The organism is Pseudomonas sp. S2_C11, from assembly GCF_054668395.1.
The window spans coordinates 1-25274 of sequence record NZ_CP162765.1 but is presented as its reverse complement, the minus strand read 5'-3'; the positions used below and the strand labels follow the sequence as shown (position 1 = coordinate 25274).

The 25274-nt window shown below is 61.6% G+C and carries 23 protein-coding genes; 10 read left to right on the top strand and 13 right to left on the bottom strand.

Annotated elements, in window-relative coordinates:
* Positions 1 to 26: 26 nt before the first annotated feature.
* Positions 27 to 473 (bottom strand): response regulator, encoded by a 447-nt coding sequence (locus AB4N48_RS00115; protein ID WP_016772851.1) that lies wholly within the window; start codon positions 471 to 473, stop codon positions 27 to 29.
* A 255-nt stretch (positions 474 to 728) separates the two neighbouring features.
* Between AB4N48_RS00115 and AB4N48_RS00110 the strand changes: the two genes are divergently transcribed.
* From AB4N48_RS00110 to AB4N48_RS00075, 8 genes are all read left to right on the top strand, one after another.
* Positions 729 to 2663, top strand: coding sequence for a putative nucleotidyltransferase substrate binding domain-containing protein (locus AB4N48_RS00110; RefSeq protein WP_460094586.1), 1935 nt, complete (start codon positions 729 to 731; stop codon positions 2661 to 2663).
* The gene (locus tag AB4N48_RS00105) at positions 2660 to 3367 is read left to right on the top strand and encodes a 3'-5' exonuclease (protein WP_406227723.1); all 708 of its coding nucleotides are present in this window, start codon (positions 2660 to 2662) and stop codon (positions 3365 to 3367) included. Before AB4N48_RS00110 ends, AB4N48_RS00105 begins: the two co-directional genes overlap by 4 nt.
* Before the next feature lie 242 nt (positions 3368 to 3609).
* Complete coding sequence (locus AB4N48_RS00100; RefSeq protein ID WP_263596263.1) at positions 3610 to 4086, top strand: RNA polymerase sigma factor; 477 nt, start codon at positions 3610 to 3612, stop codon at positions 4084 to 4086.
* Positions 4083 to 5057 (top strand): FecR domain-containing protein, encoded by a 975-nt coding sequence (locus AB4N48_RS00095; protein WP_460094584.1) that lies wholly within the window; start codon positions 4083 to 4085, stop codon positions 5055 to 5057. Before AB4N48_RS00100 ends, AB4N48_RS00095 begins: the two co-directional genes overlap by 4 nt.
* Before the next feature lie 204 nt (positions 5058 to 5261).
* On the top strand, positions 5262 to 7688 hold the full coding sequence (locus AB4N48_RS00090) for a TonB-dependent siderophore receptor (RefSeq protein ID WP_460094582.1): 2427 nt from the start codon (positions 5262 to 5264) through the stop codon (positions 7686 to 7688).
* A 74-nt stretch (positions 7689 to 7762) separates the two neighbouring features.
* Positions 7763 to 8893 carry a PepSY-associated TM helix domain-containing protein gene (locus AB4N48_RS00085; RefSeq protein ID WP_460094580.1) on the top strand — a complete coding sequence of 377 codons (1131 nt, stop codon included), beginning with the start codon at positions 7763 to 7765 and terminating at the stop codon, positions 8891 to 8893.
* On the top strand, positions 8890 to 9069 hold the full coding sequence (locus AB4N48_RS00080; protein ID WP_150636835.1) for a hypothetical protein: 180 nt from the start codon (positions 8890 to 8892) through the stop codon (positions 9067 to 9069). The genes AB4N48_RS00085 and AB4N48_RS00080 overlap by 4 nt, the downstream gene beginning before the upstream one ends.
* A 162-nt stretch (positions 9070 to 9231) precedes the next feature.
* Positions 9232 to 9861 carry a glutathione S-transferase gene (locus AB4N48_RS00075; RefSeq protein WP_071173844.1) on the top strand — a complete coding sequence of 210 codons (630 nt, stop codon included), beginning with the start codon at positions 9232 to 9234 and terminating at the stop codon, positions 9859 to 9861.
* Positions 9862 to 10060: 199 nt separating this feature from the next.
* On the opposite strand, the gene creD is transcribed toward AB4N48_RS00075, so the two are convergent.
* The 4 genes from creD to rloA2 all read right to left on the bottom strand — a co-directional run bounded on the left by creD (position 10061) and on the right by rloA2 (position 14235).
* Positions 10061 to 11428: a cell envelope integrity protein CreD gene (creD, locus tag AB4N48_RS00070; RefSeq protein WP_252884935.1), complete on the bottom strand. Its 1368-nt coding sequence runs from the start codon at positions 11426 to 11428 to the stop codon at positions 10061 to 10063.
* Between the two features lie 132 nt (positions 11429 to 11560).
* Positions 11561 to 12979, bottom strand: coding sequence for a two-component system sensor histidine kinase CreC (gene creC, locus AB4N48_RS00065; protein ID WP_460094576.1), 1419 nt, complete (start codon positions 12977 to 12979; stop codon positions 11561 to 11563).
* Positions 12979 to 13659: a two-component system response regulator CreB gene (gene creB, locus AB4N48_RS00060; RefSeq protein ID WP_273528258.1), complete on the bottom strand. Its 681-nt coding sequence runs from the start codon at positions 13657 to 13659 to the stop codon at positions 12979 to 12981. Before creB ends, creC begins: the two co-directional genes overlap by 1 nt.
* 69 nt (positions 13660 to 13728) lie before the next feature.
* Entirely contained in the window at positions 13729 to 14235 is a 507-nt protein-coding gene (rloA2, locus tag AB4N48_RS00055) for a retropepsin-like aspartic peptidase RloA2 (RefSeq protein ID WP_041476742.1), read from the bottom strand.
* 278 nt (positions 14236 to 14513) lie between these two features.
* Here rloA2 and AB4N48_RS00050 point away from each other — a divergent pair, with 278 nt between their 5' ends.
* Positions 14514 to 15401: an acyltransferase gene (locus AB4N48_RS00050; RefSeq protein WP_056786561.1), complete on the top strand. Its 888-nt coding sequence runs from the start codon at positions 14514 to 14516 to the stop codon at positions 15399 to 15401.
* Between the two features lies 1 nt (position 15402).
* Here AB4N48_RS00050 and AB4N48_RS00045 read toward each other — a convergent pair whose 3' ends face one another.
* Positions 15403 to 15960 carry a DUF2780 domain-containing protein gene (locus AB4N48_RS00045; RefSeq protein ID WP_016772837.1) on the bottom strand — a complete coding sequence of 186 codons (558 nt, stop codon included), beginning with the start codon at positions 15958 to 15960 and terminating at the stop codon, positions 15403 to 15405.
* 282 nt (positions 15961 to 16242) lie between these two features.
* Here AB4N48_RS00045 and AB4N48_RS00040 point away from each other — a divergent pair, with 282 nt between their 5' ends.
* Complete coding sequence (locus AB4N48_RS00040; protein WP_315435763.1) at positions 16243 to 16551, top strand: hypothetical protein; 309 nt, start codon at positions 16243 to 16245, stop codon at positions 16549 to 16551.
* A gap of 62 nt (positions 16552 to 16613) precedes the next feature.
* On the opposite strand, the gene fdhA is transcribed toward AB4N48_RS00040, so the two are convergent.
* The 7 genes from fdhA to glyA all read right to left on the bottom strand — a co-directional run.
* Positions 16614 to 17813 carry a formaldehyde dehydrogenase, glutathione-independent gene (gene fdhA, locus AB4N48_RS00035; RefSeq protein WP_016772834.1) on the bottom strand — a complete coding sequence of 400 codons (1200 nt, stop codon included), beginning with the start codon at positions 17811 to 17813 and terminating at the stop codon, positions 16614 to 16616.
* 174 nt (positions 17814 to 17987) lie between these two features.
* Positions 17988 to 18845 (bottom strand): formyltetrahydrofolate deformylase, encoded by an 858-nt coding sequence (gene purU / locus AB4N48_RS00030; RefSeq protein WP_460143624.1) that lies wholly within the window; start codon positions 18843 to 18845, stop codon positions 17988 to 17990.
* 216 nt (positions 18846 to 19061) lie between these two features.
* The gene (locus tag AB4N48_RS00025) at positions 19062 to 19694 is read right to left on the bottom strand and encodes a sarcosine oxidase subunit gamma (RefSeq protein WP_323619772.1); all 633 of its coding nucleotides are present in this window, start codon (positions 19692 to 19694) and stop codon (positions 19062 to 19064) included.
* A 132-nt stretch (positions 19695 to 19826) separates the two neighbouring features.
* Positions 19827 to 22844 (bottom strand): sarcosine oxidase subunit alpha, encoded by a 3018-nt coding sequence (locus tag AB4N48_RS00020; protein ID WP_056786556.1) that lies wholly within the window; start codon positions 22842 to 22844, stop codon positions 19827 to 19829.
* Positions 22841 to 23170: a sarcosine oxidase subunit delta gene (locus AB4N48_RS00015; RefSeq protein WP_253496574.1), complete on the bottom strand. Its 330-nt coding sequence runs from the start codon at positions 23168 to 23170 to the stop codon at positions 22841 to 22843. The genes AB4N48_RS00020 and AB4N48_RS00015 overlap by 4 nt, the downstream gene beginning before the upstream one ends.
* Positions 23171 to 23184: 14 nt before the next feature.
* Positions 23185 to 24435 carry a sarcosine oxidase subunit beta gene (locus AB4N48_RS00010; RefSeq protein WP_016772829.1) on the bottom strand — a complete coding sequence of 417 codons (1251 nt, stop codon included), beginning with the start codon at positions 24433 to 24435 and terminating at the stop codon, positions 23185 to 23187.
* 21 nt (positions 24436 to 24456) lie between these two features.
* On the bottom strand, positions 24457 to 25274 hold an 818-nt coding region (glyA, locus tag AB4N48_RS00005), incomplete at its 5' end, for a serine hydroxymethyltransferase (RefSeq protein ID WP_460143623.1).

Here is a 25274-nt window from a genome sequence, read left to right as displayed (position 1 = left end):
TGGGAGAGGGTTAGGGTGAGGGGCTTCTAGGGCTCAATGCCCAATTCATGCTTCACCAACTCAAGCAACTTCCCCGTATCAATCGGCTTGAGCAGAAAATCCACCACGCTCAAATGCATCGCTTCGATCGCGTCTTTCACGTCGGCATCGCCGGAGACGATGATGATCGGCATCGCTGCCCGTACCGATTCACGCACCTGGCGAATCAGCTCGAGGCCGTCGACATTGCCCATGCGCAGGTCGGTAATCACCAGACCGATCGAAGGCTTTTCATCGAGCATTTTCAGCGCGGTTTCACCGCTGGCTGCGGTCATGCAGCGAATGCCGTCCAGCGCGAGTATCTCCGACAACAGCTCGCGGGCGTCCTTGTCGTCGTCGACGATCAGGACACGCTGCGGCGGCAGATCGGGTTCGAGCATGACTGCGCTGAGCGCTTCTCGCTCGGCGTCGCTCAAAATATCGTGGTCGGACATGGCGCTCTCTAAATGTTCAAACAATCCCTGGCAAGTCGTCAGACATCACCGGACAGCGCTTCAATGTGCACTTCGTCGGAATTTTTTCCAAGTGGCTAGCGCAAGCTTTTCCGAGCTTTTGCGTAGGTTATTTCCGAAAATCGGCCAATGGTGGCAAAACCTAGACTTACGTCCAATGGGCACCCTGCCCGCCGGGGTCGACCATGGTGGCAACGATCCGACAACAACAATTCGAAAAAGACTGCGGTAATGGTTATGAGCAAAGCGGACGCCTTCACCCAGGCAGGGAAAACCGCGGTGTTGCAGAACATTCAGGGCACCCTGCAATTCCTCCAGCGCTTCCCGCCCTTCAATCAGATGGAACACGCCCACCTCGCCTATCTGGTGGAGCAATGTCAGCTGCGTTTTTTTGCCCAGGGCGAGAGCATCATCAAACCGGCTGACGGCCCGGTGGAGCACTTTTATATCGTCAAACAGGGTCGGGTGGTCGGCGAACGCCAGCACATCACCAAGCCCGGCACCGAAACCACCTTCGAAATCACCACCGGCGAATGCTTTCCGCTGGCCGCGCTGCTCGGTGAGCGCGCCACGCGCACCGAACATCTGGCGGGCGAAGACACCTTCTGCCTGCAACTGAACAAGCTGGCGTTCATCAAACTGTTCGCCCTCTCCAGTGCCTTCCGCGATTTCGCCTTGCGTGGGGTGAGCAGCCTGCTCGATCAGGTCAACCAGCAAGTCCAGCAAAAAGCCGTGGAAACCCTCGGCACCCAATACTCGCTGAACACTCGTCTCGGTGAACTTGCGATGCGCCATCCGGTGACTTGCAGCGCCGATACACCACTGCGTGAAGCGGTGAAGCTGATGCACGAGCAACAGGTCGGCAGCATCGTCGCGGTGGATGAGCACAAGGCGCCGCTGGGGATTTTCACCCTGCGCGATTTGCGCCATGTGGTCGCCGAAGGTGTCGGCGATTTCAGCGACGCCATCGAACAGCACATGACTCGATCACCGTTTTATCTGTCGCCGGATCACAGCGCCTTCGATGCGGCGATCGCCATGACCGAGCGGCACATCGCTCACGTCTGTCTGGTCAAGGATCAACGCCTGTGCGGCGTGGTATCCGAGCGTGATCTGTTCTCCCTGCAACGGGTCGATCTGGTGCACCTGGCCCGGACCATCCGCAGCGCGCAACGGATCGAGCAACTGGTGACCTTGCGCGGCGAGATCGGCCAACTGGTCGAACGCATGCTCGCCCACGGCGCGTCGTCGACGCAAATCACCCACATCATCACCCTGCTCAACGATCACACGGTGTGCCGGGTCATCGAACTGACCCTCGCGGAAAAGGGCGACCCGGGTGTGCCGTTCAGTTGGCTGTGTTTCGGCAGCGAGGGCCGGCGCGAGCAGACGCTGCACACCGATCAGGACAACGGCATTCTCTTCGACGCGCGCGATGCCGCGCACGCAGCAGAAATACGCGGCAAGCTGCTGCCGATTGCCCAGCAGATCAACCAGAGCCTGGCGCAGTGCGGTTTCACTCTGTGCAAGGGCAACATCATGGCCGGCAATCCCGAGCTGTGTCTGTCGCGGGCCGAATGGGCACGGCGCTTTGCCGCGTTCATCCGCGAAGCCACGCCGGAGAACCTGCTGGGCTCGAGCGTTTATTTCGACCTGCGCGTGGTCTGGGGCGATGAGCAAGGCTGCGAGCAATTGCGCCGGGGCATTCTCGATCAGGTCGGTGACAATCGTCTGTTCCAGCGCATGCTCGCCGAAAATGCGCTGCGCAATCGCCCTCCCGTTGGGCGCTTCCGTGAATTCGTGCTGGCACGCAAGAACGGCGAGAAGGCCACGCTGGATCTGAAGATCCAGGGTCTGACGCCGTTCGTCGACGGTGCCCGTTTGCTGGCGCTGGCCAACGGCATCGACGCCAACAACACCCTCGAGCGTTTCCGCCAATTGGTCGATAAACAAGTCATCGAGCCGCTCGACGGCGCGGCGTATGAAGAGGCCTATCACTTCATTCAGCAAACGCGCATGCAGCAGCATCAGCTCCAGACCCGGGAGAACCAGCCGTACTCCAACCGCGTCGATCCCGACAGCCTCAATCACCTCGACCGGCGCATCCTGCGTGAATCCCTGCGGCAGGCGCAACGCCTGCAGAGCAGCCTGAGCTTGCGGTATCAGCTATGAGCCTGTTTTCCTGGCTGCGCCCGGCCAGTCCCGTGGTGTCGGCGGACTTGCAGCAGCGGCTGGCGAATCTGCCGGCGCTTGCCGAGCTGAGCGAATGCAGCCTGCGTGAGCAGCGCTGGGTGGTGCTGGACCTGGAAACCACCGGCCTGAATATGAGCAAGGATCGGGTCCTGTCGATTGGCGCGGTGGTGATCGAGGACGGCGCGATCGATTTCCGTCAGCAGTTCGAACGCACCTTGCAATGCCGCGAATTGAAGCTCAGCCCCAGCGTGCTGATTCATGGCTTGGGACCGAATGCGATTGCCGCAGGCAGCGACCCGGCGGAAGCGTTGCTGGAGTTGCTGGAGTTCATCGGCGACAGCCCGGTGCTGGCGTTTCATGCGCCGTTCGATCAGCACATGCTCGGGCGCGCAGTGAAAGAACACCTGGGGCATAAGCTGCAGCATGTGTTTCTGGATGTGGCAGATATCGCGCCGTTTCTGTGTCCGCAGGCGCAGATTCGCGAGGCCGGGCTGGATGAGTGGATCGAGTGGTTTCGCCTTGAAGTGTTCGAGCGGCATAACGCGAGTGCCGATGCGCTGGCCACGGCGGAGTTGGCGTTGATCCTGTTCAGCCGCGCGCGGGCGCAGCAGATCTACAGTCCGTTGCAGTTGCAGCAGCGGTTGAATCAGTGGAAGCGGCGGCAGCAAACTCACTCTTTCTAGCACTACCCCTGTAGGAGCTGCCGCAGGCTGCGATCTTTTGATTTTATAAACAGCAAGATCAAAAGATCGCAGCCTTCGGCAGCTCCTACAGAGGCATGCAGCCCTATCACCTGACCAGTGGCCAATTGCTAACCATTCCCACCTCTGCCAGAATCGCGAACTATTCTCGTTAGTTAACATTTCCCAATCGGTGATGTCCGGTGTCGTCAGTGCCCAACCCCCACAGTGAGCTCGTCGGTGCGATGTATCGCGACCATCGCGGTTGGCTGCTGGCGTGGTTGCGGCGCAATGTGGCGTGTCCGCAGCGTGCCGAGGACCTGAGCCAGGACACCTTCGTGCGCCTGCTCAACCGCGACCAGCTGCTGACGCCGCGCGAACCTCGGGCGTTTCTGGTGGCGATCGCCAAAGGCCTGTTGTTCGACTACTTCCGCCGCGCCGCGCTGGAACAGGCCTACCTCACCGAACTGATGCTGATCCCCGAAGACGAGCAGCCGTCGGTTGAAGAACAGCAAATGATCCTCGACGACCTCAAAGCCATCGATCGCCTGCTCGGCAAGCTGTCGACCAAGGCGCGCGCGGCCTTCCTGTATAACCGCCTCGACGGCCTCAGCCACGGCGAAATCGCCGCCAGACTCGGCGTGTCAGTGCCGCGCGTGCGGCAGTACCTGGCCCAAGGCCTGCGCCAGTGCTACATCGCCCTTTACGGTGAACCGACATGACCGCGGCCAGTTCGCGGCCGGTGCCGGCGCATGTGCTGGACGCGGCGATTGCCTGGCAATTGACCCTCGATTCGAGCACCGCACTGGAGCGCGAGGAATTCGCCAAATGGCACGCGGCCCATGAAGAACATGCCCGCGCCTGGCGCCAGTTGGGCATGCTCGATCAGCGCTTCAGCGTCGCCAAGGGCCCGGCCCGAAGTGCGTTGCTGCAATCACGCGAAGGCATTCGTCGGCGCGTGCGCAAACTCGGCAGCGGGCTGGCCAGTGTCGTGGTGATCATCGGGCTCGGGCTGTTTGTCAGTGAGCGCTATCTGCCGCTGGATTACTGGCTCGCCGATCAGCGCACCGCCACCGGCGAACAGCGCAGCTTGCGCCTGTCCGACGGCACTCTGCTCAACCTCAATACCCACAGCGCGGTCGACGTACGCTTCGATGACGAGCGCCGCTTGATCGTGTTGCAGGAAGGCGAAATCCTCGTCGAGACCGGCCATGGCGATGCGCGGCCGTTTATCGTCGAAACCCGCGAAGGCAGCATGCGCGCGCTGGGCACGCGGTTTTTGGTCAAGCGCGAGGACGATGGCACACGCCTGAGCGTGTTGCAGTCAGCGGTGGCGGCACATGCCCAGGCCAACCCGCAAGTACAGATTCTGCGCGAAGGCCAGCAGGTGTTGCTGCGCAGTGACGGGCTGGGCTCGATTGCCGCCCTCGCCCCCGGCGCCGATGCCTGGACGCGCGGCATGCTGGTGGTGGACAACGCGCGGCTGGGCGATCTGGTGCACGAGCTCGGGCGCTATCGTCGTGGCCATCTGGGTGTGGCGCCGGAAGTGGCCGATCTGCGCATTACCGGCAGTTTTCCGTTGCACGACACCGACAAGGCGCTGAGTGCTTTGCTGCCGACTCTGCCAGTGCAGATCGAGCGGCATACGCCGTATTGGGTCACCGTGGCGAAGGCTGATATCAAGCCTGAGTAATGCGTCGGCAGGAAAACCGCCTTCGCGAGCAGGCTCGCTCCCACATTGGCATGCGATCACCTGTGGGAGCGAGCCTGCTCGCGATGACGGCATCAGCCGCACAACCATTTCCAGCAAAAAATAATTTCCACCGAGCCCTATCACTTTTCCAATCTCGTCCGGCACACAGGCAATTGAGAAATATTTCCATTCAGGAGCCGCCGTATGTCCCGTTCGCCAGACACCTTGTTGCGCCCCAGTCTGCTGGCTTTTGCCATCGCTTTCGGCACGCCGCTGATCAGCAGCCCGTTGCTCGCCGCTGAGCAAGCGTCCAGCGTGCGCGCCTACAACCTGCCGGCGGCGCCGCTGTCGACCACCCTGAACCAGATCGCCAGCCAGAGCGGCCTCGCCCTGTCGCTCAATCCTGCGCTGGCCGCCGGCAAGACCTCGGCCCCGGTCAACGGCCAGTACGACGCCGCCGGAGCCCTGCGCGCGGCCTTGCGCGGTACCGGTCTGCAACTGGAACAGAGCAGCGCCGGCACCTACACCTTGGTGGCCGTGCCTGAAGGCACGCTGGCCCTGCCGGAAACTTCGGTCATCGGCGTGGAAAACTTCGAAAGCGCCTGGGGCCCGGTCGAAGGCTACACCGCGACCCGCACCGCCGCCGGCACCAAGACCGACACTGCGCTGGTCGAAGCACCGCGTTCGATCTCGGTGGCGACCCGCCAGCAAATGGACGACCGCAGCGTGCACAGCCTCGATGACGCCGTGCGCTACATGCCGGGCATCACCGCCAGCAGCTACGGCAGCGACACCCGCGCCGACTGGCTGCGCGTGCGTGGTTTCGAGCCGACCCAGTTCCTCGATGGCCTGCCGCTGCCCAAAGGCGTGTACGCCAACCCGAAACAGGAAACCTGGAACCTCGACCGCCTCGCCCTGCTGCGTGGCCCGGCTTCGTCGGTGTACGGCCACACCCCGCCGGGCGGTTTGCTCGACATGGTCAGCCGCCGCCCGAGCGCTGAAGCCAGCAGCGAAATCCAGTTGCAATACGGCAGCGACAATCACCGCCAGATCAACTTCGCCAGCACCGGCAAGATCGATGACGCCGGGCAGTTTCTCTATGGCATCAGCGGCGTGGTGCGCGACAGCGGCACGCAGGTCGACCACGTCGACAACAAGCGCTACAACATCGCGCCGAGCCTGACCTGGAACATCGGTGACGACACCAAACTCACTCTGCTGAGCCAGTTCACCCGCGATGACACCGGCATCACCAGCCAGTTTCTGCCGATCCAGGGCACGAAGATCAAATCGCCGCTCGGTGATATTTCCCATCACAAGAATCTCGGCGATCCGGATTGGGAATACTACGATCGCACCTACTATGCGCTGGGTTATGCCTTCGAGCATCGGTTGAACGATGTCTGGCAGTTCAAGCAGAACCTGCGCTACACCAAGTCGGACCTGTCGTTCCAGTCGCTGACCCCCGGTTCCTACCCGTTCACCACCGTGGATGCAGAGGGCAACGTCGGCCGCACCAGCACCAGCGTCGACGAAGACATCAGCCAGTTCGCCGTGGACAACAACTTCCAGGCCGACTTCGCCACGGGCAACATTCGCCACACCTTGCTGCTGGGTCTGGATCACCAGCGCAGCAACACCAACTACACCTCGATTTTTGGCGATGGTCTGCAAACCAACGTTATCAACCCGATCTACGGCCAGCCGATCGTACGTCCAGCACGCTCCACCGCGTTTTACGACTACAACCAGAAGACCTACCAGACCGGCCTCTACGTGCAGGACCAAATGGCCCTCGACCAGTGGCGCCTGACCCTCGGCGGCCGTGAAGACTGGGTGCACACCAGCACCGAGTTCTTCAACAAGGGCGATGCCACCAACACCCAGCGTGACAAGAAATTCAGCGGCAACGCGGCGCTCAGCTACGTCTTCGATAACGGTTTCGTGCCGTACCTGTCCTACGCCGAATCATTCCAGCCGACCACGGGCGCCGATGCCACCTCGACCGGCTCGCTCAAGCCAACCGAAGGCAAGCAATGGGAACTGGGCATCAAATACCAGCCTCCGGGCAGCAAGACCCTGCTGACCGCCGCCGTGTATGACCTGACCCAGAAGAACGTCGCGGTGAACACCTTCGTCAACAACGTTTCGGTGACCAGCCAGACCGGCGAAGTGAAGGTCAAAGGCCTGGAACTCGAGGCCGTGTCGGATGTGACTGACAACCTCAAAGTCATCGCCGCCTACACCCTGGCCAAGTCCGAAGTGCAGAAAGGCGTCGACAAGGGCAATCGTCTGCAACTGATGCCCAACCAACAAGCCTCGCTGTGGACCGACTACACCTGGCACGCCGGCGTGCTCGACGGTTTCGGCATTGGCGCCGGCGTGCGCTACACCGGCAACACCTACGGCGACAAGGCCAACACCTGGCTGGGCAAGGCCGATGCCTATACCGTGTTCGACGCCAGCGTGCATTATGACCTGGGCCGTCTGGACAACAGTCTGAAGGGTGCATCGCTGGCGGTGAACGCGACCAACCTGTTCGACAAGGACTACATTTCCACCTGCGACAGCTTCTACTGCTACTACGGCGACCAGCGCAGTATCGTCGCCAGCGCCACTTACAAGTGGTAAGCCAGTGAGCTGAACCAGGCCCTGTTCCCAGGCCGTCCGAACCGGGCGGCTTCGGTGTTTTTGAAGGTCATGCAATGAAAAGTAAAACCATCCGCCGCTGGTCGTTCATTCACACCTGGACCAGCCTGATCTGCACCGTATTTCTGCTGATGCTGGCGCTGACCGGTCTGCCGCTGATTTTCAGCCACGAGATCGATCATTTGCTCGGCAACGCCCCGGAGCTGCGCGAGATGCCGGCCGACACGCCGCAACTCAACCTGCAGCAACTGGTCGAGGCGGCGCAGAAGCATCGCCCGGGCGAAGTCATGCAGTACTTCGGTTATGACGACGAAGAGCCGAACGCGGCGTTCGCGATCATGGCCAGGACGGCCGACACCGAGCCGAACTCTTCGCACACCTTCATGCTCGATGCGCGCACTGGCGAAGCGCTGGAAACCCCTTCGGCCAACGGTGGTTTGATGCTGTTCATCCTGCGTCTGCACGTCGACATGTTCGCCGGGCTGCCGGGCAAGCTGCTGCTGGCGTTCATGGGTCTGTTGTTTGTCGTGGCGATCGTGTCCGGCACGGTGCTGTACCTGCCGTTCATGCGCCGCTTGAAATTCGGAACCGTGCGCCAAGACAAATCGACAAGACTGCGCTGGCTCGACCTGCACAACCTGATCGGCGTCGTCACTTTGACCTGGTGCCTGGTGGTGGGCGTGACCGGAGTGATCAGCGCCTGCGCCGACCTGCTCATCGCTGCCTGGCGCAACGACGCGTTGACCACGCTGATCGCGCCGTATCGCGATGCGCCGCCGCTTACTCAACTGGCGCCGGCCACGCGGCTGCTCGACATCGCCGAGGAAGTCGCACCGGGGATGAAACCGGATTTCATCGCCTTCCCCGGCACACGCTTTTCCAGCGAGCACCATTACTCGGTATTCATGAAGGGCGGCACGCACCTGACCTCGCACCTGCTGACGCCGGTGCTGATCGACGCCACGACCTTGCAGGTCACCGCCGTGGCCGAACGGCCGTGGTACATGGACGCCATGGGCATGTCGCAGCCACTGCACTTTGGTGACTACGGCGGCATGCCGATGAAGATTCTCTGGGCGACGCTGAATGTGCTGACGATCATCGTGTTGGCCAGTGGGGTGTATTTGTGGGTGGTGCGGCGCAAGGCGGCCAAGCCTGTTCTGGAAACGGCGGAGGCCTCGGCATGAAGCCGCGTCAGTCGAGTTTCTGGAAGGTTTTCAGCACACCGATCGTGATCGCCCTGCTCAGTGCGGCGGGGCTGTTTGCGGCGTTGCTGGGGGATGGAATCTGGGATGCGTTGAGCTGGGTCGGGCTTGGCGTGCCGGCATTTCTGGCGATAAAAGGTTTACTGCCGCGACGCTGAGAATCCCTTGTGGGAGCGAGCCTGCTCGCGAAAGCGCCCAGACATTCAACATCAAAGTCGACTGTCACGACGCCTTCGCGAGCAGGCTCGCTCCCACATGGGTTCTGCGCCGCACGCGAGCAGGCTATGCTGCCCGATCATTGTCCTGATCGAGACCTTGCCATGTCCGCCCCCAGCATGACCCTGTACCACAACACCCTGTCGCCCTTCGTCCGCAAGGTCATGGTGCTGCTGCACGAAACCGGTCAGCAGGATCGTGTAGCGCTGCAGGACTGCGTGCTCAGCCCGGTCAGCCCGAACCCGGCGCTGATTGCCGACAACCCGCTGAGCAAGATCCCTGCCCTGCGTCTGGCCGATGGCAATGTCATCCATGACAGCCGCGTCATCCTCGAATACCTCGATCAGCAGCACGTCGGCAATCCGCTGATCCCCCGTGAAGGTGCGGCGCGCTGGCGACGCCTGACCCTGGCGTCGATGGCTGACGGGATCATGGATGCCTCGGTGATGGTGCGTTATGAAACTGTGCTGCGCCCGGTGGAAAAACACTGGGACGAATGGCTCGACGCCCAGCGCGACAAGATCCGCCGCGCCCTCGCCGTGCTCGAGAGCGAAGCGATTGCCGAGCTGACCAGCCACTTCGATGTCGCGGCGATCAGCGTGGCCTGCGCACTGGGTTACCTGGATCTGCGTTTCCCGGACATGGACTGGCGTGCAGCCAATCCGCAACTGGCCAACTGGTATTTTGAAGTGAGTCAGCGACCGTCCATGGTGGCGACAATGCCCAAGCCCTGATTCTGCGGCGCCTGATCTGCCCCCATCGCTGGCAAGCCAGCTCCCACATTGAATCGGGACAGACCGCTGATCTGTGTGTCGGCATATATCCTGTGGGAGCTGGCTTGCCAGCGATGGCACCACCTCGGTTCTGGCGGCAGCGCTGCAACAATCAGCGTCAGCAGAACCGCCACTTCCCTGCGCTCAGCCCTCAACCCGCTCATTGCATCGCCTCCACATCAAACTCCAGCGGCTTGGCCGGTTTCAAACCAATCCCGTACCAGTCCAGTTTGCGCGTCAGCACCATGAACACCCCGAGCAGACCGAACAACATCAGCGAGCCCATCAACAGCGCGTAATCCTCGGCGCTGAGCAAGCCGTACAGCAAGCCATACAGCGCCGCCAGCCCCGCCGAGAAGCTCAAGCCATGCCGCGCGCTGCGCAGGACGTGGCTGACATAGAAGCCGATCAGCAACACGCAGCCACTCGCCGACAACAGATACGCCAGCGCAAACCCGATGTGTTCCGACAATGACAACAGCAGCAGGTAAAAGAACGCCAGCGCAACACCGACCAGGGCATATTGCACCGGGTGCACCGCCAGGCTCTTGAGCACTTCGAAGAGGAAGAAACCGGCGAATGTCAGGACGATGAACAGCAGCGCGTATTTGATCGCCCGATCGCTCTTCAGGTACTGATCCACCGGATCGATGAAGCTGACGCCGAAGCTGCGCCCGTTGAGTGCATCACAGTCGCCAGCGACACAGCGCTCCATTGCCTCTTGCAGGTTGGTGGAGAAAAACGAGGTCTGCCAGTCGGCGCTGAAACCCTGATCGTTGATCTCGCGCTTGGCCGGCAGGAAGTTGCCGACGAAGCTGGGGTGCGGCCAATTGGCGGCGAGGCTGACGCTGCTGGTCTTGCCCACCGGCACCACACGCAGCGAGCCGGTGCCTTGCAGACGCAGGTCGAAACCGAAGGTCAATTGCGTGGCTTTGCTGGCGTCCAGCGCCGGCAGAGTGACGTGTACACCCTCGCCGATCCAGGCCACTTCGCTGCCTGGCACGAAGTCCAGTTGCTGGCCGCCGAGCTCGAGTTTCAGCGCGTTCTCGATGCCGCGAATATCGCTGATACCGACGGCGAGGAACGGCGCGTCGAATTGGTAATCGGCAAAATTTTCCTTGATGCCCAACTGCGCCGGCAGGGAAAAATGCCCGTCGATACGATTGTCGGCGTGGAACAGCCGCGCCTCGTAAATACCGCGTTTGCGCAGTTCGGTTTGTACTTGCCCGTCGAGCTCGAAGCGCTCCGGCAGAAAGTACAAACGCCCGCGCGCTTCGCCGATCTCCTCGTAGCGCTTGTTGGTTTTCTCGTTGGTTTTCCAGGTGCGCACCACCTTGCGATACGGCACTACCATCACCGGCCCGGTCAGCTGCTGGCTGTAACTGGAGCTGCGCGCGATGTCTTCGAGCACACCGTCGCGCAGTTGCTGACGTTCGTCGATGATGCCGTCGATCATCAACAGCGGTATCAGCAACAGCAGGATCAACAAGGCGATCGCGCCGAGTTTGATGGTCAGATTCTTGTTCATGGGACTCTCCCTGTTTGGATGGGAAGAGTCTGGGGATGCGCTGTGGTGGGAGTGTGGGGGGAATATGGAGATTGTGTGGAGAATGCATTCTCCTGTGGGAGCGAGCCTGCTCGCGAAGGCAGCAACTGGGTCTCACGGCAAGCGCAATACCACCTCAACCCCGCCCTCGACATTGCCAATGCGCATCACCCCGCCATGCAACTTGACCACTTCTTCAACGAAGTTCAGCCCCAGCCCGGTGCTCTTGCGTCCGCTGTCCGGGCGCGGCAACGAGTAGAAGCGTTCGGTCAGACGCGGCAAGGCGTAATCGGGAATCGGCGTGGTCTGGTTGAACAGGCGGAACTCGATCTGCTCGCCAACCCGCTCGGCGCTCAAGCGCAACAGGCCCTGCGCCGGGGTGAAATCCAGCGCGTTCTCAAGCAGATTGCCCAACGCCTGGCGTAGCAGAAACGGCTCGCCAATCAACAGCAGATCCTCGCCGATCGCTTGCTCGACGCGCAGTTGTTTGCCCTCGATCCGCGCGGCCTGCGCCTTGAGCAGTTCTGCGACCAACAGCGCCAGCGGCACTGCCACCCGTTCTTCCAGCCCTTGGCGCTGTTCGACCTGCGCCAGGTTGAGCAGGCGCTCGATCAACTGCTGCATCCGCGCGCTTTCGCTGTCGATGTTGCTGACAAAGCGCAAACGCTGGACGGGTGGCATATCGCTTTGCAGCAACTCCGCCGCACCCCGGATCGCCGCCAGCGGACTTTTCAATTCATGGGTCAGGGTGTGCACATAACGCTCGACGTAGGCCTTGCCTTCGAGCTGCGTGCGCATCTGCTCGACCGCAGTCGCCAGTTGCTCCAGTTCGCCGCCGCGATAATGCGGCACTTCCACGCGCCGGCCTTCGCTGACCGCTTGGGCATAACCGGTCAAACGGTGCAGCGCGCGGCTGAGCCACCATGAGAGCAAGGCGCCGAACAGCAGACCGAGGCCGATCAGTCCGGCGCCGTAAAACAGCAAACGCCGCTCGGTGCGATCGACGTAGGGTTGCAACGAACTGTTGGGCTTGGCCACGGTGACCACGCCGATGATCCTGCCGTTGTCGCGGATCGGCGCACCGACGTGCATCACCGACGAGCTCGGATCGTCAGGAACACTGCGGCTGGAGCGCGCGCCGTACTCGCCACGCAGGGTCAGGTAGACGTCGTTCCAGCGCGAATAATCCTGGCCGACCGCGACGCCGCTGGAGTCGAGCACGACGATGCCCTTGGCGTCGGTGACGTAGATGCGGTGGTTGACCTGATTTTTCGGCAAGCCCCAGATGGTCGCTTGCGGTTGGCGCTCGCCATAGGCGCGGAGCAATTGCGGCCAGCGGTTCTCGCTGAGGGTGCCGGCCTTGAAATCGTCGCGCAGGATTTCTGCCATCAGGTTGGCGGTGTCCACCAGCGTCTCTTCGGTGGACTGACGCACGCCGGGGCGGATTTCTTCCATGACCGTGTTGAGGACGAAATAGCCGGTCAGGCCGACAAACAGCACGTACACCAGAAAAATCCGCAGCCCCAGCGACATCAGCTGTGCCCCGGGCTGTAGCTGTAACCGAGGCCGCGATGGGTCTGGATCGGCTCGGCCTCGGCGCGCACCAGGCGCAACTTGGCGCGCAGGCTTTTGATGTGACTGTCGATGCTGCGCTCGTAACCGGCATCAGCGGCAACGCCCAGCGCATCAAGCAATTGCTCGCGGCTGAACACCCGCTCAGGTTGTTCGAGCAGGCATTGCAACAAGCGGAATTCGTGGCGGGTCAGGCTCAGCGGCTGGCCGCGATAGCTGATCTGTACGCGTTCGGCATCGATGCGAAACGGCGTTGAGCCTGCTTCCAGGGTTGCGCGCGGCGCCATGCGTTTGAGGATGGCTTTGACCCGCGCCGCCACTTCACGGGGGCTGAACGGCTTGACCACGTAATCGTCGGCACCGATCTCCAGGCCCACCACGCGGTCGATCTCGGCGTCGCGGGCGCTGAGAAACAGCACCGGCACTTCCGTGAAGCGCCGCAGTTGCTTGCAAGTCTCGAAGCCGCTGATGTCCGGCAAACCGATATCGAGAATGATCAGGTCGGCCGGCGTCTGCCGCTGATGCTCCAGCGCCGCCGCGCCGAGGTTCAGCCACGTGGTGCTGAACCCCTCGCCCTGCAAGGCAAAAATCAGTGTGTCGGCTATTGCCGCTTCGTCTTCGACAATCAGGATGTGCGGCATGGCGTCCGAGCCCGTGGCAGTTAGTGCGCGAACGGTGCCCCAAGCCCGGGGTTACGTCAATCAGACCACTTAGCAGTCAGGCTTGTCGGCGGTGTAACGCCGCGCCGGGTTTACCGCCGCGCCGAACTCGCGCAAGGCCTTGGCGCCGATCAGGAGCGGATAGTTGAAGTGGCTGCGGTCGGTCAGGTTGACCTCGACGGTGCGCTTGACGTTGCCCAGGCACAGTTCCAGATCGACCACCGGACGCTTGGCGACATCGCTGCTGTCGCGCTCTTCATCGTCCTCGTCGGAACGGCTTTTGATCTTGCTGATCCGCGCGACCTTGTGCTCGAAAACCTTGTTGCTGGCGTCCTTGGTGGCGAGGCGAAAACGCACCCAGTCGTCGCCATCACGGGTGAAGGTCTCGATGTCCTTGGCCGACAGCGAGGCGGTCAGCGCGCCGGTGTCCATCTTGGCCTTGAGCACTTCGCCACCGATTTCCGGCAGCGCGATGTATTCGTAGCGACCGTACAGCGTCGGCTCGGCGGCCATGACCGGAAGCGCGACGAGAGCAAACAGAGCAAGGAGGGATTTCACGTAAGGGGCTTCCTTGGAAATTGAGGGCGGCGGACTGGAGTTTTAGACACGCGCCGAGTTATTCGTTCGCTTCGGTCCTCTTCGCGAGCAGGCTCGCTCCCACATTTGAAATGCATTCCCCTGTGGGAGCGAGCCTGCTCGCGAAGAGGCCAGTGCATTCAGATCCAATCTTGAGCGAAGCATACCCGGCAAAAAGTGAAACATTCGTCAGCGCCGATTTGGCCTGTCGCGCGAAGCTGCTTATCATGGCTCGCCCCTGCCACTTCATAGAGTTGCTTATGCGCCGCCTGCTCACCGGCTGTTTCGTCACCCTGCTGCTGTTGCTCAACACCCTGATCCTGATCGGGCCATTGATGGTGTTTGCCCTGCTCAAACTGGTCGCACCCGGGCGCTGGCGGGATTACGCATCGGGGGCGGTGATGTGGATCGCCGAGACCTGGGCCGAAATCGACAAGCTGATCTTCCGGCTGTGCATCCCGACGCAATGGGACATTCGCGGCGGCGACGATCTGCGCCGCGACACGTCCTATCTGGTGGTCAGCAACCATCAATCGTGGGTCGACATTCCAGCACTGATCCAGACCCTCAACCGGCGCACGCCGTTCTTCAAGTTCTTTCTGAAGAAAGAGCTGATCTGGGTGCCGTTCCTCGGCTTGGCGTGGTGGGCGCTGGATTACCCGTTCATGAAGCGCTACACCAAAGCCTTTCTGGCAAAGAACCCCGAGCTGGCAGGCAAGGATCTGGAAATCACCAAAGCGGCGTGCGAGCTGTTCAAGCGCCAGCCGGTGACGGTGGTGAATTATCTGGAAGGCACGCGCTACACCCTGGCTAAAAGCACCCAGCAGGAATCACCGTTCAGCCACCTGCTCAAACCCAAGGCCGGCGGCGTGGCGTTCGTGCTGGCGGCGATGGGCGAACAGCTCGACGCGATGCTCGATGTGACGGTGGTGTATCCGCAGGAAAAAATCCCGGGCTTCTGGGACCTGATCAGCGGCAACGTGCCGCGAGTGATCATCGACATCAGGACCCGCGAACTCGACCCGACGCTGTGGCAGGGCGATTACGAGAAGGATCCGGCCTTTCGCCAACACGTCCAGAACTGGGTCAACCAGCTCTGGACCGAGAAGGATCAGCGCATCGTCGAGCTGCGCAACGAGCGCGGCTGACTCAAGTGCCGGTGCCGGTGCCCCAGATGCTGCCGAGGCTGCTCAACAGCGAACCGCCGACGCCCTGCTGACCGAGATATTGCAGCAACACCGGGGCAAACTGGCCGATCATGCCGCTGTCCATGCCCAGCGCGCTGAACGCGTTGTTCAGGTCGTTAGTGTCTTTGACATTGCCCAGCGCATTTTCAAGACCTGCGGACTTGCCGGACGAACCGAGCAAAGCCCCGAGCGCCGCCAGATTGCCGCTGCCACCGGACAGTTTGTCGATGCCCGGCACTTCCTTGGCCAGTTGCGAATAGTCGGTGCTGCTCAGCTGATTCTTCGCCAGCCCGAGCATCGCACTGGTACCGCCAACGGCCTGCTCCGGCGTGACGTCCAGCGCACTCAAAGCACTCAACAAACCAGCGGTCTCCGAAGTCGGCGCTGCAGCGGCCGCCTTGTCACCACCTTGCATCCCCGCTACCGCACCGGCCACGTCGTTCAGACTGAAACCGGCAAACACCGGCCCGGCGGCCAGAGTCAGGAGCGATGCCAAGGCAAAACCGCGTGAAATCTTCATTCAGACATCCTCTTGGGAAAAAGCTGCCACCGGACAACGGCGACGAAACTGCCGGTTTGACCGGGTATTGGGCGGCATGTTCCTCGCGGCGCATCCCCTTCTCTACGCACTCACCTAAATGAATTGTTCAATCGTTGAATAGCCACTTCACTATTCGACTTCACACTGAAAACCCGACTATTTATTTCGATTGGAACTAACCAACTGTCAGATCTGACAGTTGGCAGTCATAACGATGCAAGTGAATATCTCCACTCCAATTACGTAACGGAGTACGAAAAGATGAAGTTTAAAATTGTCACTGGCGCCCTGCTTGGTCTGACCATGATGAGTACTGCCTATGCTGCAACCTGCCCAACGATATCAGTGACTCATGCGCAAGGCGCCGAAGATGTAACCTTCACTTCTGCCCGACTTAAAGATAAAGACACTGCTAATTCAGTTGTCATCTGCCGATACGAAGGTGAGGCAGACCTTGGCGTCTCGGCTGGCTACAGAAACGACACTCCGGTTCAAGCCACCGGTAGCAATTGGAACGGTGATGAGTGTGCAACCAAGGATGGTGACGCCCGCAAATGCGCCTTTAAATAACTGGTCGTGTTCAGAACAAAAAAGGGCAGCCCGATCGGCTGCCCTTCTTACATGGGTAGAACTTACGCCGCACTGAACAACTTATGCGGATCAATCACAAACTTCTTCGGCACACCCGCATCGAACTCGCCGTAACCTTCCGGCGCCTGATCGAGGCTGATCACTTGCACGCCGACCACTTCGGCAATGTTGATGCGGTCCCACATGATCGCCTGCATCAACTGGCGGTTGTACTTCATCACTGGAGTCTGGCCGGTGTGGAAGCTGTGGGATTTGGCCCAGCCCAGGCCGAAGCGGATGCTCAGGCTGCCCATTTTCGCGGCAGCGTCGACGGCGCCCGGATCTTCGGTGACGTACAGGCCGGGGATACCGATCTTGCCGGCAACGCGCACCACGCCCATCAGTGAGTTGAGCACCGTGGCCGGGGCTTCGGCCTTGACGCCGTCGTGGCCGTGGCCGCGTGCTTCAAAGCCAACGCAGTCCACCGCGCAATCGACTTCCGGCTCGCCCAGCAGCGCGGCGATCTGTTCGTGCAGCGGGGTGTCTTTGGACAGGTCGACGACCTCAAAGCCCTGGGCCTTGGCGTGGGCCAGGCGGATGGTGTTGACGTCGCCGACAATCACCACCGCAGCACCGAGCAAACGTGCGGAAGCGGCAGCGGCCAGGCCGACCGGACCGGCGCCGGCGATGTACACAGAGCTGCCCGGGCCAACACCGGCAGTAACCGCGCCGTGATAGCCGGTCGGGAGGATGTCGGAGAGGCAGGTAAGGTCGCGGATTTTCTCCATGGCCTTGTCGCGATCCGGCAGTTTCAGCAGGTTGAAGTCGGCGTACGGCACCAGCACGTATTCGGCCTGGCCACCGGTCCAGTCGCCCATGTCGACGTAACCGTATGCGCCGCCGGCACGGGCCGGGTTGACGGTCAGGCAGACGCCGGTGTGTTGCTCTTTGCAGGAACGGCAGCGCCCGCAAGCCACGTTGAACGGAACGGAGACCAAATCGCCGATCTTCAGGTTTTCGACGTCGGAGCCCTTTTCGATCACCTCGCCGGTGATCTCATGGCCCAGCACCAGACCGGTCTGCGCCGTGGTCCGGCCGCGCACCATATGCTGGTCGGAGCCGCAGATGTTGGTGGAAACCACTTTGAGAATGACCCCATGCTCGATCTTGCGACCGCGCGGGTCCTGCATTTTCGGGTAGTCGATTTTCTGTACTTCGACCTTGCCAGCGCCGAGATACACCACACCACGATTGCCAGACATGCTTTCACCTCGCTGTTGTTTTTATGGAACTGCGTTGCCCCGGTTGGGCAGCGCGTTGAGTGCTCGGGTATTGCTTGTTGGTCTTGCGTTGTTTGTTACGGCCCCTTCGCGAGCAGGCTCGATCCCACATTGGAATGCATACCCTGTGGGAGCGAGCCTGCTCGCGAAAGCGATCTAGAGAACGACGGTTCTGTTGGCGTTCAAAAAAACTCGTCTTTCGATGTGATACCCAACCGCCCGCGCCAAGGTCAGGCCTTCGATATCCCGCCCTTTGGCAATCAGATCCTCGGGGTAATGACTGTGATCCACCGCCTCGACGCCCTGGGCAATGATCGGCCCTTCATCGAGGTCGTTGTTGATGTAATGCGCCGTCGCGCCCACCAGTTTCACGCCCTTGTTGTAAGCCTGGTGATAAGGCTTGGCGCCCTTGAAGCCCGGCAACAGCGAGTGATGAATGTTGATCGCCTTGCCGTCGAGCTTGCGGCACAGCTCCGGCGATAGCACCTGCATGTAGCGGGCGAGGATCACCAGTTCGGCACCGGCCTCTTCGATCACCTGCCAGACCTGACGCTCCTGCGCCGGTTTGTCGTTGGGGTCGAGAGGGAAATGGTAGTAGGGAATCTGGTGCCAGTCGGCCAACGGCTTGAGATCCGCATGGTTGGACACCACCGCCGCCACGTCCATCGACAACTGGCCGATGCGCTGGCGGTAGAGCAAGTCGTTGAGGCAGTGATCGGCCTTGGAGACCATGATCACCACTTTCGGCCGGTAGTTCGGCGCGGTCAGTTCGAAGAGCATGCCGAACGCCTGCCCGCGCTCGGCCAGCCCGGCGCGGAAGGATTGTTCGTCGAAGCCGTCGGGCTGACGGAATTCCACGCGAATAAAAAAACGCCCGGAGAGGCGGTCATCGAACGAGTGGTGCTCGGTGACGTAACAGCCCTGCTCGAACAGAAAACGCGTGACCGCGTCCACCGTGCCGAGGACGCTGGGGCAGTCGGCGGTCAGAATCCATGTGTCTGGGGCGCGGCTCATGGTGCGGTGACTCCTGTTCGTTGTGCGGGGTGTCAGGTTTTTCCCTCACCCTAGCCCTCTCCCAGAGGGAGAGGGGACTGACCGAGGTGTTCTTTCGAGCTACGCCGACCTGAAATAGCGCGTCGAACTCAGGCTCGAAAAACACACAAATCTGCTCCCTTTCCCCCTCTCCCCCTCAGGGGGAGAGGGCTGGGGTGAGGGGGTGGCTTTTGATCTTCAGGCCTGAACGCTCAGCCCGTACTCGGCCGAAGCATCCTGCAACCACAACCACCAGTAATCCGAGAAGCTGCGACGGATCAGCAATTCCCAGGTGTCTTCCGCCGTATGACGGATCATCAACTGCGACTTGGCGAACACCGTGCCCACCGCTTTGCCGACCGGGAAGCTGTTCGGGTGCACGTCGTAGCTGGTCGACTTCATCAGCACCTGACGCACGTTCGGGCCGCTTAATTCGAGAATCTGCTGGCCGCCGCTGACGTTCACGATAGCAATGTGCAGATCGCCCAGCGCTTCGCGCAGTTTCTGCTCGGCGGCGAATTCCTCACCGCTTGGCACGATCAGCAGCCACTCGTCCGGGCCCATCCATTGCAGGCTGGTTTCGCCTTTGACGATTACGCTCAGCGCACCGGGCAATTCAATGCCAAGCGCCTTGTGCACACCGGCAGCGAACGCGGCATCGTGACCATCACCACGAATGGTCAGGTGGCCGAGGAGTTTCTTTTCCCGCACGATCACGCCGGCGTTCTTGCGGCCCTTGCCGACCAGGCTGGCGAGGTCGGCATGGTGCAGCGACGACTCGGCCTTGGCGCCAGTGGTCGGGCGTTGTTGGTAAACATTGGCTGTGGTCATAAAGCACCTGTTGTTTGATTTGATCGTTCCCACGCTCTGCGTGGGAATGCCGCCATGGACGCTCTGCGTCCGCTCTTGGGACGCGGAGCGTCCCGGGATGCATTCCCACGCGGAGCGTGGGAACGATCAGTGTCAGATGTTCTGCCGATCACCCTTCGGATCGAAGAACACCGAAGAAACGATTTCCGCCTCGATCACGCTGCCATCGGCCAGCGGTGCGAACACCCGCTCGCCCATGCGCTTGAGACCGCCCTTGACCACACCCATGGCAAATGAATAACCGAGGGAGTTGTGCGCGTAACTGGAGGTCACGTGGCCGACCATGGTCATCGGGATCGCCTGCTTGGTGTTGAACACCAGCTGCGCACCTTCCGGCAGCCATTTGGTCGGATCGATCGGCTTGAGGCCCACCAGTTGTTTGCGCTGGTCTTTCACGCAATCTTCCCGGTTCATGCCGCGCTGGCCGATCCACGAGAACGGTTTGGTGCGACCGACACACCAGCCCATGTTCAGGTCGTCGGGGGTCATCGAGCCGTCAGTGTCCTGACCGACAATGATGAAACCCTTCTCGGCCCGCAGCACGTGCATGGTTTCCGTGCCGTACGGCGTCAGGTTGTACTGCTTGCCGGCCTCGACGATCTTCTCCAGCACGCCCATCGCATAATCGGCCTGCACGTTGACTTCGTACGACAGCTCACCAGTGAACGAGATACGGAACACCCGCGCCGGCACATCGCCAACCAGACCTTCTTTCCAGGTCATGAACGGGAACGCTTCGTTGCTCAGATCAATGTCGGTCACGGCGCTGAGCAGCTTGCGGCTGTTCGGCCCGGACAGGGTCATGGTCGCCCAGTGGTCGGTGACCGAAGTGAAGTACACCTTCATATCCGGCCATTCGGTCTGGTGGTACAGCTCCAGCCATTGCAGCACGCGAGCCGCGCCGCCGGTGGTGGTGGTCATGACGAAATGGTTGTCGGCCAGGCAAGCCGTCACACCGTCGTCGAAGACCATGCCGTCTTCCTTGCACATCAAACCGTAGCGAGCCTTGCCCACGTCGAGCTTGGTCCAGGCGTTGGTGTACACGCGGTTGAGAAACTCGCGGGCATCCGGGCCTTGAATGTCGATCTTGCCGAGGGTCGAAGCATCGAGCAGGCCAACGCTGTCGCGCACGGCTTTGCATTCGCGCTTGACCGCCGCGTGCAGGTCTTCACCGTTTTTCGGGAAGTACCAGGGACGCTTCCACTGACCGACGTCTTCAAACTCGGCGCCGTTCTTCACATGCCAGGCATGCAGCGCGGTGTAGCGCACCGGTTCGAAGATGTGCCCGCAGTGTCGACCGGCCACGGCGCCGAAGGTCACCGGCGTGTAGTTCGGACGGAACATGGTGGTGCCCATCTGCGGGATGGTCACGTTCAGCGAACGGGCGGCAATGGCCAGACCGTTGACGTTGCCGAGCTTGCCCTGATCGGTGCCGAAGCCCAGCGCGGTGTAGCGTTTGACGTGCTCGACCGACTCGAAACCTTCACGGGTCGCCAATTCGATACCACCGGCGGTGACGTCGTTCTGGAAGTCGACGAATTGCTTCGGTGCACGCGCCGAGTTCTTCTCGTGCGGCACTTGGAACAGCGCCAGGGTCGGCTCTTCGAGACGGCTCAGGGCTTTCGGCAACACGCCTTCGACGGTCTGGAAACCGGCTTCAGCGGCAGCGCGCACGCCACCTTCGAAACCGTCGGCCAGCGAATCGCCCAGCGCGTAGACGCCATTGATGCCACCGACGCACACGCGCTTCTGCGGTGCTTCGCCCGGTACGAAACCGAGAATGTCTTCGCGCCAGACCGGTTTGCCACCGAGGTGCGAAGCCAAGTGAACCACCGGGCTGTAACCACCGGAGCTGGCCACCAGGTCGCAGTCGAGCCATTCGCCCGGACTGGTCACGGCGTGGGCCTTTACGTCAATCGCGGCGACGCGGGCAGCGGTCACACGCTTGCTGCCACGCACTTCGATGACGGCGCTGCCGGTGAGGATGCGAATGCCTTTGGCGCGCGCTTCTTCGACCAATGCACCGCGCGGATTGCTGCGCGCGTCGGCGATGGCGACGACTGGCAGACTGGCATCGAGCCAATCCAGAGCGACGCGATAGGCGTGATCGTTGTTGGTCGACAGCACCAGTTTTTTGCCCGGCGCTACGCCATAACGACGCACGTAAGTCGACACCGCGCCAGCGAGCATGTTGCCCGGCACGTCGTTGTTGCCGTACACCAGCGGACGCTCGTGGGCGCCGGTCGCCAGCACCACGCGCTTGGCGCGGACACGGTGGATGCGCTGCCGCACCTGACCGATTGGCGCGCGGTCACCAAGGTGATCGGTGAGGCGTTCGTGAATGGTCAGGAAGTTGTGGTCGTGGTAACCGTTGACCGTGGCGCGCGGCAACAGCAGCACGTCCGGAGTGTTCTTCAATTCAGCGATGACACTGGCGACCCATTCCATCGCCGGTTTGCCGTCGAGGCTTTCGCGCGAGTCGAGCAGGCTGCCGCCGAACTCTTCCTGCTCATCGGCCAGAATCACGCGGGCACCGCTGCGCGCAGCGGCCAGGGCTGCGGCGAGACCGGCCGGGCCGGCACCGACGATCAGCACGTCGCAGTGCTGGTTCATGTAGTCGTAGGTGTCCGGATCGTTCTCGGTCGGCGAACGGCCGAGGCCGGCAGCCTTGCGGATGTACTTCTCGTAAGTCATCCAGAACGATTGCGGGTACATGAAGGTTTTGTAGTAGAAACCCGGCGGCATCAGCTTGCCGCCGACCTTGCCGAGAATCCCCATCATGTCGTTGTTGACGCTCGGCCAGCCATTGGTGCTGGTGGCGACCAGGCCCTGATACAACGCCTGTTGCGTGGCGCGCACGTTGGGAATCTGCGTGGCTTCGGTGGCACCGATCTGCAGCACGGCGTTCGGCTCTTCGGAACCGGCGGCGAAGATGCCGCGAGGGCGCGAATACTTGAAGCTGCGGCCGATGATGTCGACGCCGTTGGCGATCAGTGCAGCGGCCAGCGAGTCGCCTTCGTAGCCTTTGTAGGTCTGGCCGTTGAAGGTGAAGCTCAGCACTTTGTTGCGGTCGATCCGTCCACCGTTGGACAGGCGATTGGTCTGGCTCATACCTTCTCTCCCAGCGCCGTCGCGGCTGTTTTCGCAGTGCCAGCCTTGTCGGTGAATTGCGGCTTCTCGCCGATCTTGTAGCTCTCGAGAATCTCGTAGGTCACGGTATCGCGAGTGACGTTGAAGTACTGGCGGCAACCGGCAACGTGGTCCCACAGTTCGTGGTGCAGACCGCGCGGGTTATCGCGAAAGAACATGTAGTCGCCCCACTCTTCATCGGTGCAGGCGTTCGGATCCAGCGGACGCGGGATGTGCGCCTGACCGGACGCATGGAATTCCTCTTCGGAGCGCAGTTCGCCGCAGTGAGGACAGAAGATGTGCAACATAGGGATTTCTCCTGTTAGTGGGCGACGGCAGCAGCGCCGTGTTCGTCGATGAGCGCGCCGTTGTGGAAACGGTCGATGGAAAACGGTGCGGCCAGCGGGTGCATTTCACCCTTGGCCAGACTCGCGGCAAACACGTTGCCCGAACCCGGTGTGGCCTTGAAGCCGCCGGTGCCCCAACCGCAGTTGAAGAACATGTTCGGTACCGGCGTCTTGGAAATGATCGGGCAGGCGTCCGGGGTGGTGTCGACGATGCCGCCCCACTGGCGGTTCATGCGTACGCGGGACAACACCGGGAACATCTCGACGATGGCCTGAATGGTGTGTTCGATTACCGGGTACGAACCACGCTGGCCGTAGCCGTTGTAGCCGTCGATACCGGCGCCGATCACCAGGTCGCCCTTGTCGGACTGGCTGATGTAACCGTGTACGGCGTTGGACATGATCACGCTGTCGATAATCGGCTTGATCGGCTCGGACACCAGCGCTTGCAGCGGGTGGGATTCGATCGGCAGGCGGAAACCGGCAAGCTTGGCCATGTGCCCGGAGTTACCGGCCGTCACCACGCCGACGCGCTTGGCGCCGATGAAACCCTTGTTGGTTTCGACGCCGATGCACACGCCGTTTTCCTTGCGGAAGCCGATCACTTCGGTCTGCTGGATCAGGTCCACGCCCAAGGCATCGGCGGCACGCGCGAAGCCCCAGGCCACGGCATCGTGTCGGGCGACGCCGCCGCGACGCTGCACGGTCGCGCCCATGATCGGGTAGCGGGTGTTTTTCGAGCAGTCCAGGTACGGAATTTCGTCCGCAACCTGCTTAGCGTCGAGCAGTTCGCCGTCGACGCCGTTGAGGCGGTTGGCGCTGACCCGACGCTCCGAATCACGGATGTCCTGCAGGGTGTGGCACAGGTTGTAGACGCCGCGCTGGGAGAACATCACGTTGTAGTTGAGATCCTGCGACAGGCCTTCCCACAATTTCATCGCGTGTTCGTAGAGGTGCGCCGACTCGTCCCACAGGTAGTTGGAGCGCACGATGGTGGTGTTGCGCGCGGTGTTACCGCCGCCCAGCCATCCCTTCTCGACCACGGCGACATTGGTGATGCCGTGCTCCTTGGCCAGATAGTAGGCCGTCGCCAGGCCGTGCCCGCCGCCGCCGACGATGACCACGTCGTAGACTTTTTTCGGGGTGGGCGTGCGCCACATGCGCTGCCAGTTTTCGTGGTGGCTGAGCGAGTGTTTGAACAGGCCGAAGCCGGAATAGCGTTGCATAGTCATTACTCCAAAACCGACTCAGCGATAAACCGGGAAGTCTGCGCACAGGGCCGAGACCTGCTGGGCGACATTGGCCTCGACATCGGCGTCGCCGAGGTTGTCGAGGATGTCGCAGATCCAGCCGGCGAGGGTTTCGCACTGGCTGACCTTGAAGCCGCGCGTGGTCACCGCCGGGGTGCCGATGCGCAGGCCCGAGGTCACGAACGGCGACTGCGGGTCGTTCGGCACGGCGTTCTTGTTCACGGTGATGTGGGCACGGCCCAGCGCGGCGTCGGCGTCCTTGCCGGTCAGGCCCTGACGGATCAGGCTGACCAGGAACAGATGGTTGTCGGTGCCGCCGGAGACCACATCGTAGCCACGCTTGATGAACACGCTGGCCATCGCCTGGGCGTTGTCGATCACTTGTTGCTGATAAGCCTTGAAGCCAGGCTCCAGTGCTTCCTTGAAGCACACCGCTTTACCGGCGATGACGTGCATCAGCGGACCGCCCTGGGCACCGGGAAAAACGGCGGCGTTGAGCTTTTTCTCGATCTCTTCGTTGGACTTGGCCAGGATCAGCCCGCCACGCGGACCGCGCAGGGTTTTGTGCGTGGTGGTGGTGACCACATCGGCGTACGGCAGCGGGTTCGGATACAGGCCAGCAGCGACCAGACCGGCGACGTGAGCCATGTCGACGAACAGCAGCGCACCGACCTTGTCGGCGATCTGACGGAAGCGCGGGAAGTCCAGAGTCTTTGAGTAAGCGGAGAAACCGGCAACGATCATTTTCGGTTTGCACTCGACGGCCAGACGCTCGACTTCGTCGTAGTCGATCAGTCCGGTGTCGGTGTTGATGC

What these genes read in the sequence shown, in the direction of transcription:
- fdhA (WP_016772834.1), bottom strand. Translation starts at nt 17,813, where the DNA reads ATGTCTGGCAATCGTGGTGTGGTGTATCTCGGCGCTGGCAAGGTCGAA.
- AB4N48_RS00045 (WP_016772837.1), bottom strand. Translation starts at nt 15,960, where the DNA reads ATGAAGATTTCACGCGGTTTTGCCTTGGCATCGCTCCTGACTCTGGCC.
- AB4N48_RS00090 (WP_460094582.1), top strand. Translation starts at nt 5,262, where the DNA reads ATGTCCCGTTCGCCAGACACCTTGTTGCGCCCCAGTCTGCTGGCTTTT.
- AB4N48_RS00115 (WP_016772851.1), bottom strand. Translation starts at nt 473, where the DNA reads ATGTCCGACCACGATATTTTGAGCGACGCCGAGCGAGAAGCGCTCAGC.
- AB4N48_RS00015 (WP_253496574.1), bottom strand. Translation starts at nt 23,170, where the DNA reads ATGTTGCACATCTTCTGTCCTCACTGCGGCGAACTGCGCTCCGAAGAG.
- creB (WP_273528258.1), bottom strand. Translation starts at nt 13,659, where the DNA reads ATGCCGCACATCCTGATTGTCGAAGACGAAGCGGCAATAGCCGACACA.
- creD (WP_252884935.1), bottom strand. Translation starts at nt 11,428, where the DNA reads ATGAACAAGAATCTGACCATCAAACTCGGCGCGATCGCCTTGTTGATC.
- purU (WP_460143624.1), bottom strand. Translation starts at nt 18,845, where the DNA reads ATGAGCCGCGCCCCAGACACATGGATTCTGACCGCCGACTGCCCCAGC.
- AB4N48_RS00080 (WP_150636835.1), top strand. Translation starts at nt 8,890, where the DNA reads ATGAAGCCGCGTCAGTCGAGTTTCTGGAAGGTTTTCAGCACACCGATC.
- AB4N48_RS00100 (WP_263596263.1), top strand. Translation starts at nt 3,610, where the DNA reads ATGTATCGCGACCATCGCGGTTGGCTGCTGGCGTGGTTGCGGCGCAAT.
- AB4N48_RS00020 (WP_056786556.1), bottom strand. Translation starts at nt 22,844, where the DNA reads ATGAGCCAGACCAATCGCCTGTCCAACGGTGGACGGATCGACCGCAAC.
- AB4N48_RS00110 (WP_460094586.1), top strand. Translation starts at nt 729, where the DNA reads ATGAGCAAAGCGGACGCCTTCACCCAGGCAGGGAAAACCGCGGTGTTG.
- AB4N48_RS00085 (WP_460094580.1), top strand. Translation starts at nt 7,763, where the DNA reads ATGAAAAGTAAAACCATCCGCCGCTGGTCGTTCATTCACACCTGGACC.
- AB4N48_RS00010 (WP_016772829.1), bottom strand. Translation starts at nt 24,435, where the DNA reads ATGCAACGCTATTCCGGCTTCGGCCTGTTCAAACACTCGCTCAGCCAC.
- creC (WP_460094576.1), bottom strand. Translation starts at nt 12,979, where the DNA reads ATGTCGCTGGGGCTGCGGATTTTTCTGGTGTACGTGCTGTTTGTCGGC.
- AB4N48_RS00050 (WP_056786561.1), top strand. Translation starts at nt 14,514, where the DNA reads ATGCGCCGCCTGCTCACCGGCTGTTTCGTCACCCTGCTGCTGTTGCTC.
- AB4N48_RS00095 (WP_460094584.1), top strand. Translation starts at nt 4,083, where the DNA reads ATGACCGCGGCCAGTTCGCGGCCGGTGCCGGCGCATGTGCTGGACGCG.
- AB4N48_RS00105 (WP_406227723.1), top strand. Translation starts at nt 2,660, where the DNA reads ATGAGCCTGTTTTCCTGGCTGCGCCCGGCCAGTCCCGTGGTGTCGGCG.
- AB4N48_RS00025 (WP_323619772.1), bottom strand. Translation starts at nt 19,694, where the DNA reads ATGACCACAGCCAATGTTTACCAACAACGCCCGACCACTGGCGCCAAG.
- AB4N48_RS00040 (WP_315435763.1), top strand. Translation starts at nt 16,243, where the DNA reads ATGAAGTTTAAAATTGTCACTGGCGCCCTGCTTGGTCTGACCATGATG.
- AB4N48_RS00075 (WP_071173844.1), top strand. Translation starts at nt 9,232, where the DNA reads ATGTCCGCCCCCAGCATGACCCTGTACCACAACACCCTGTCGCCCTTC.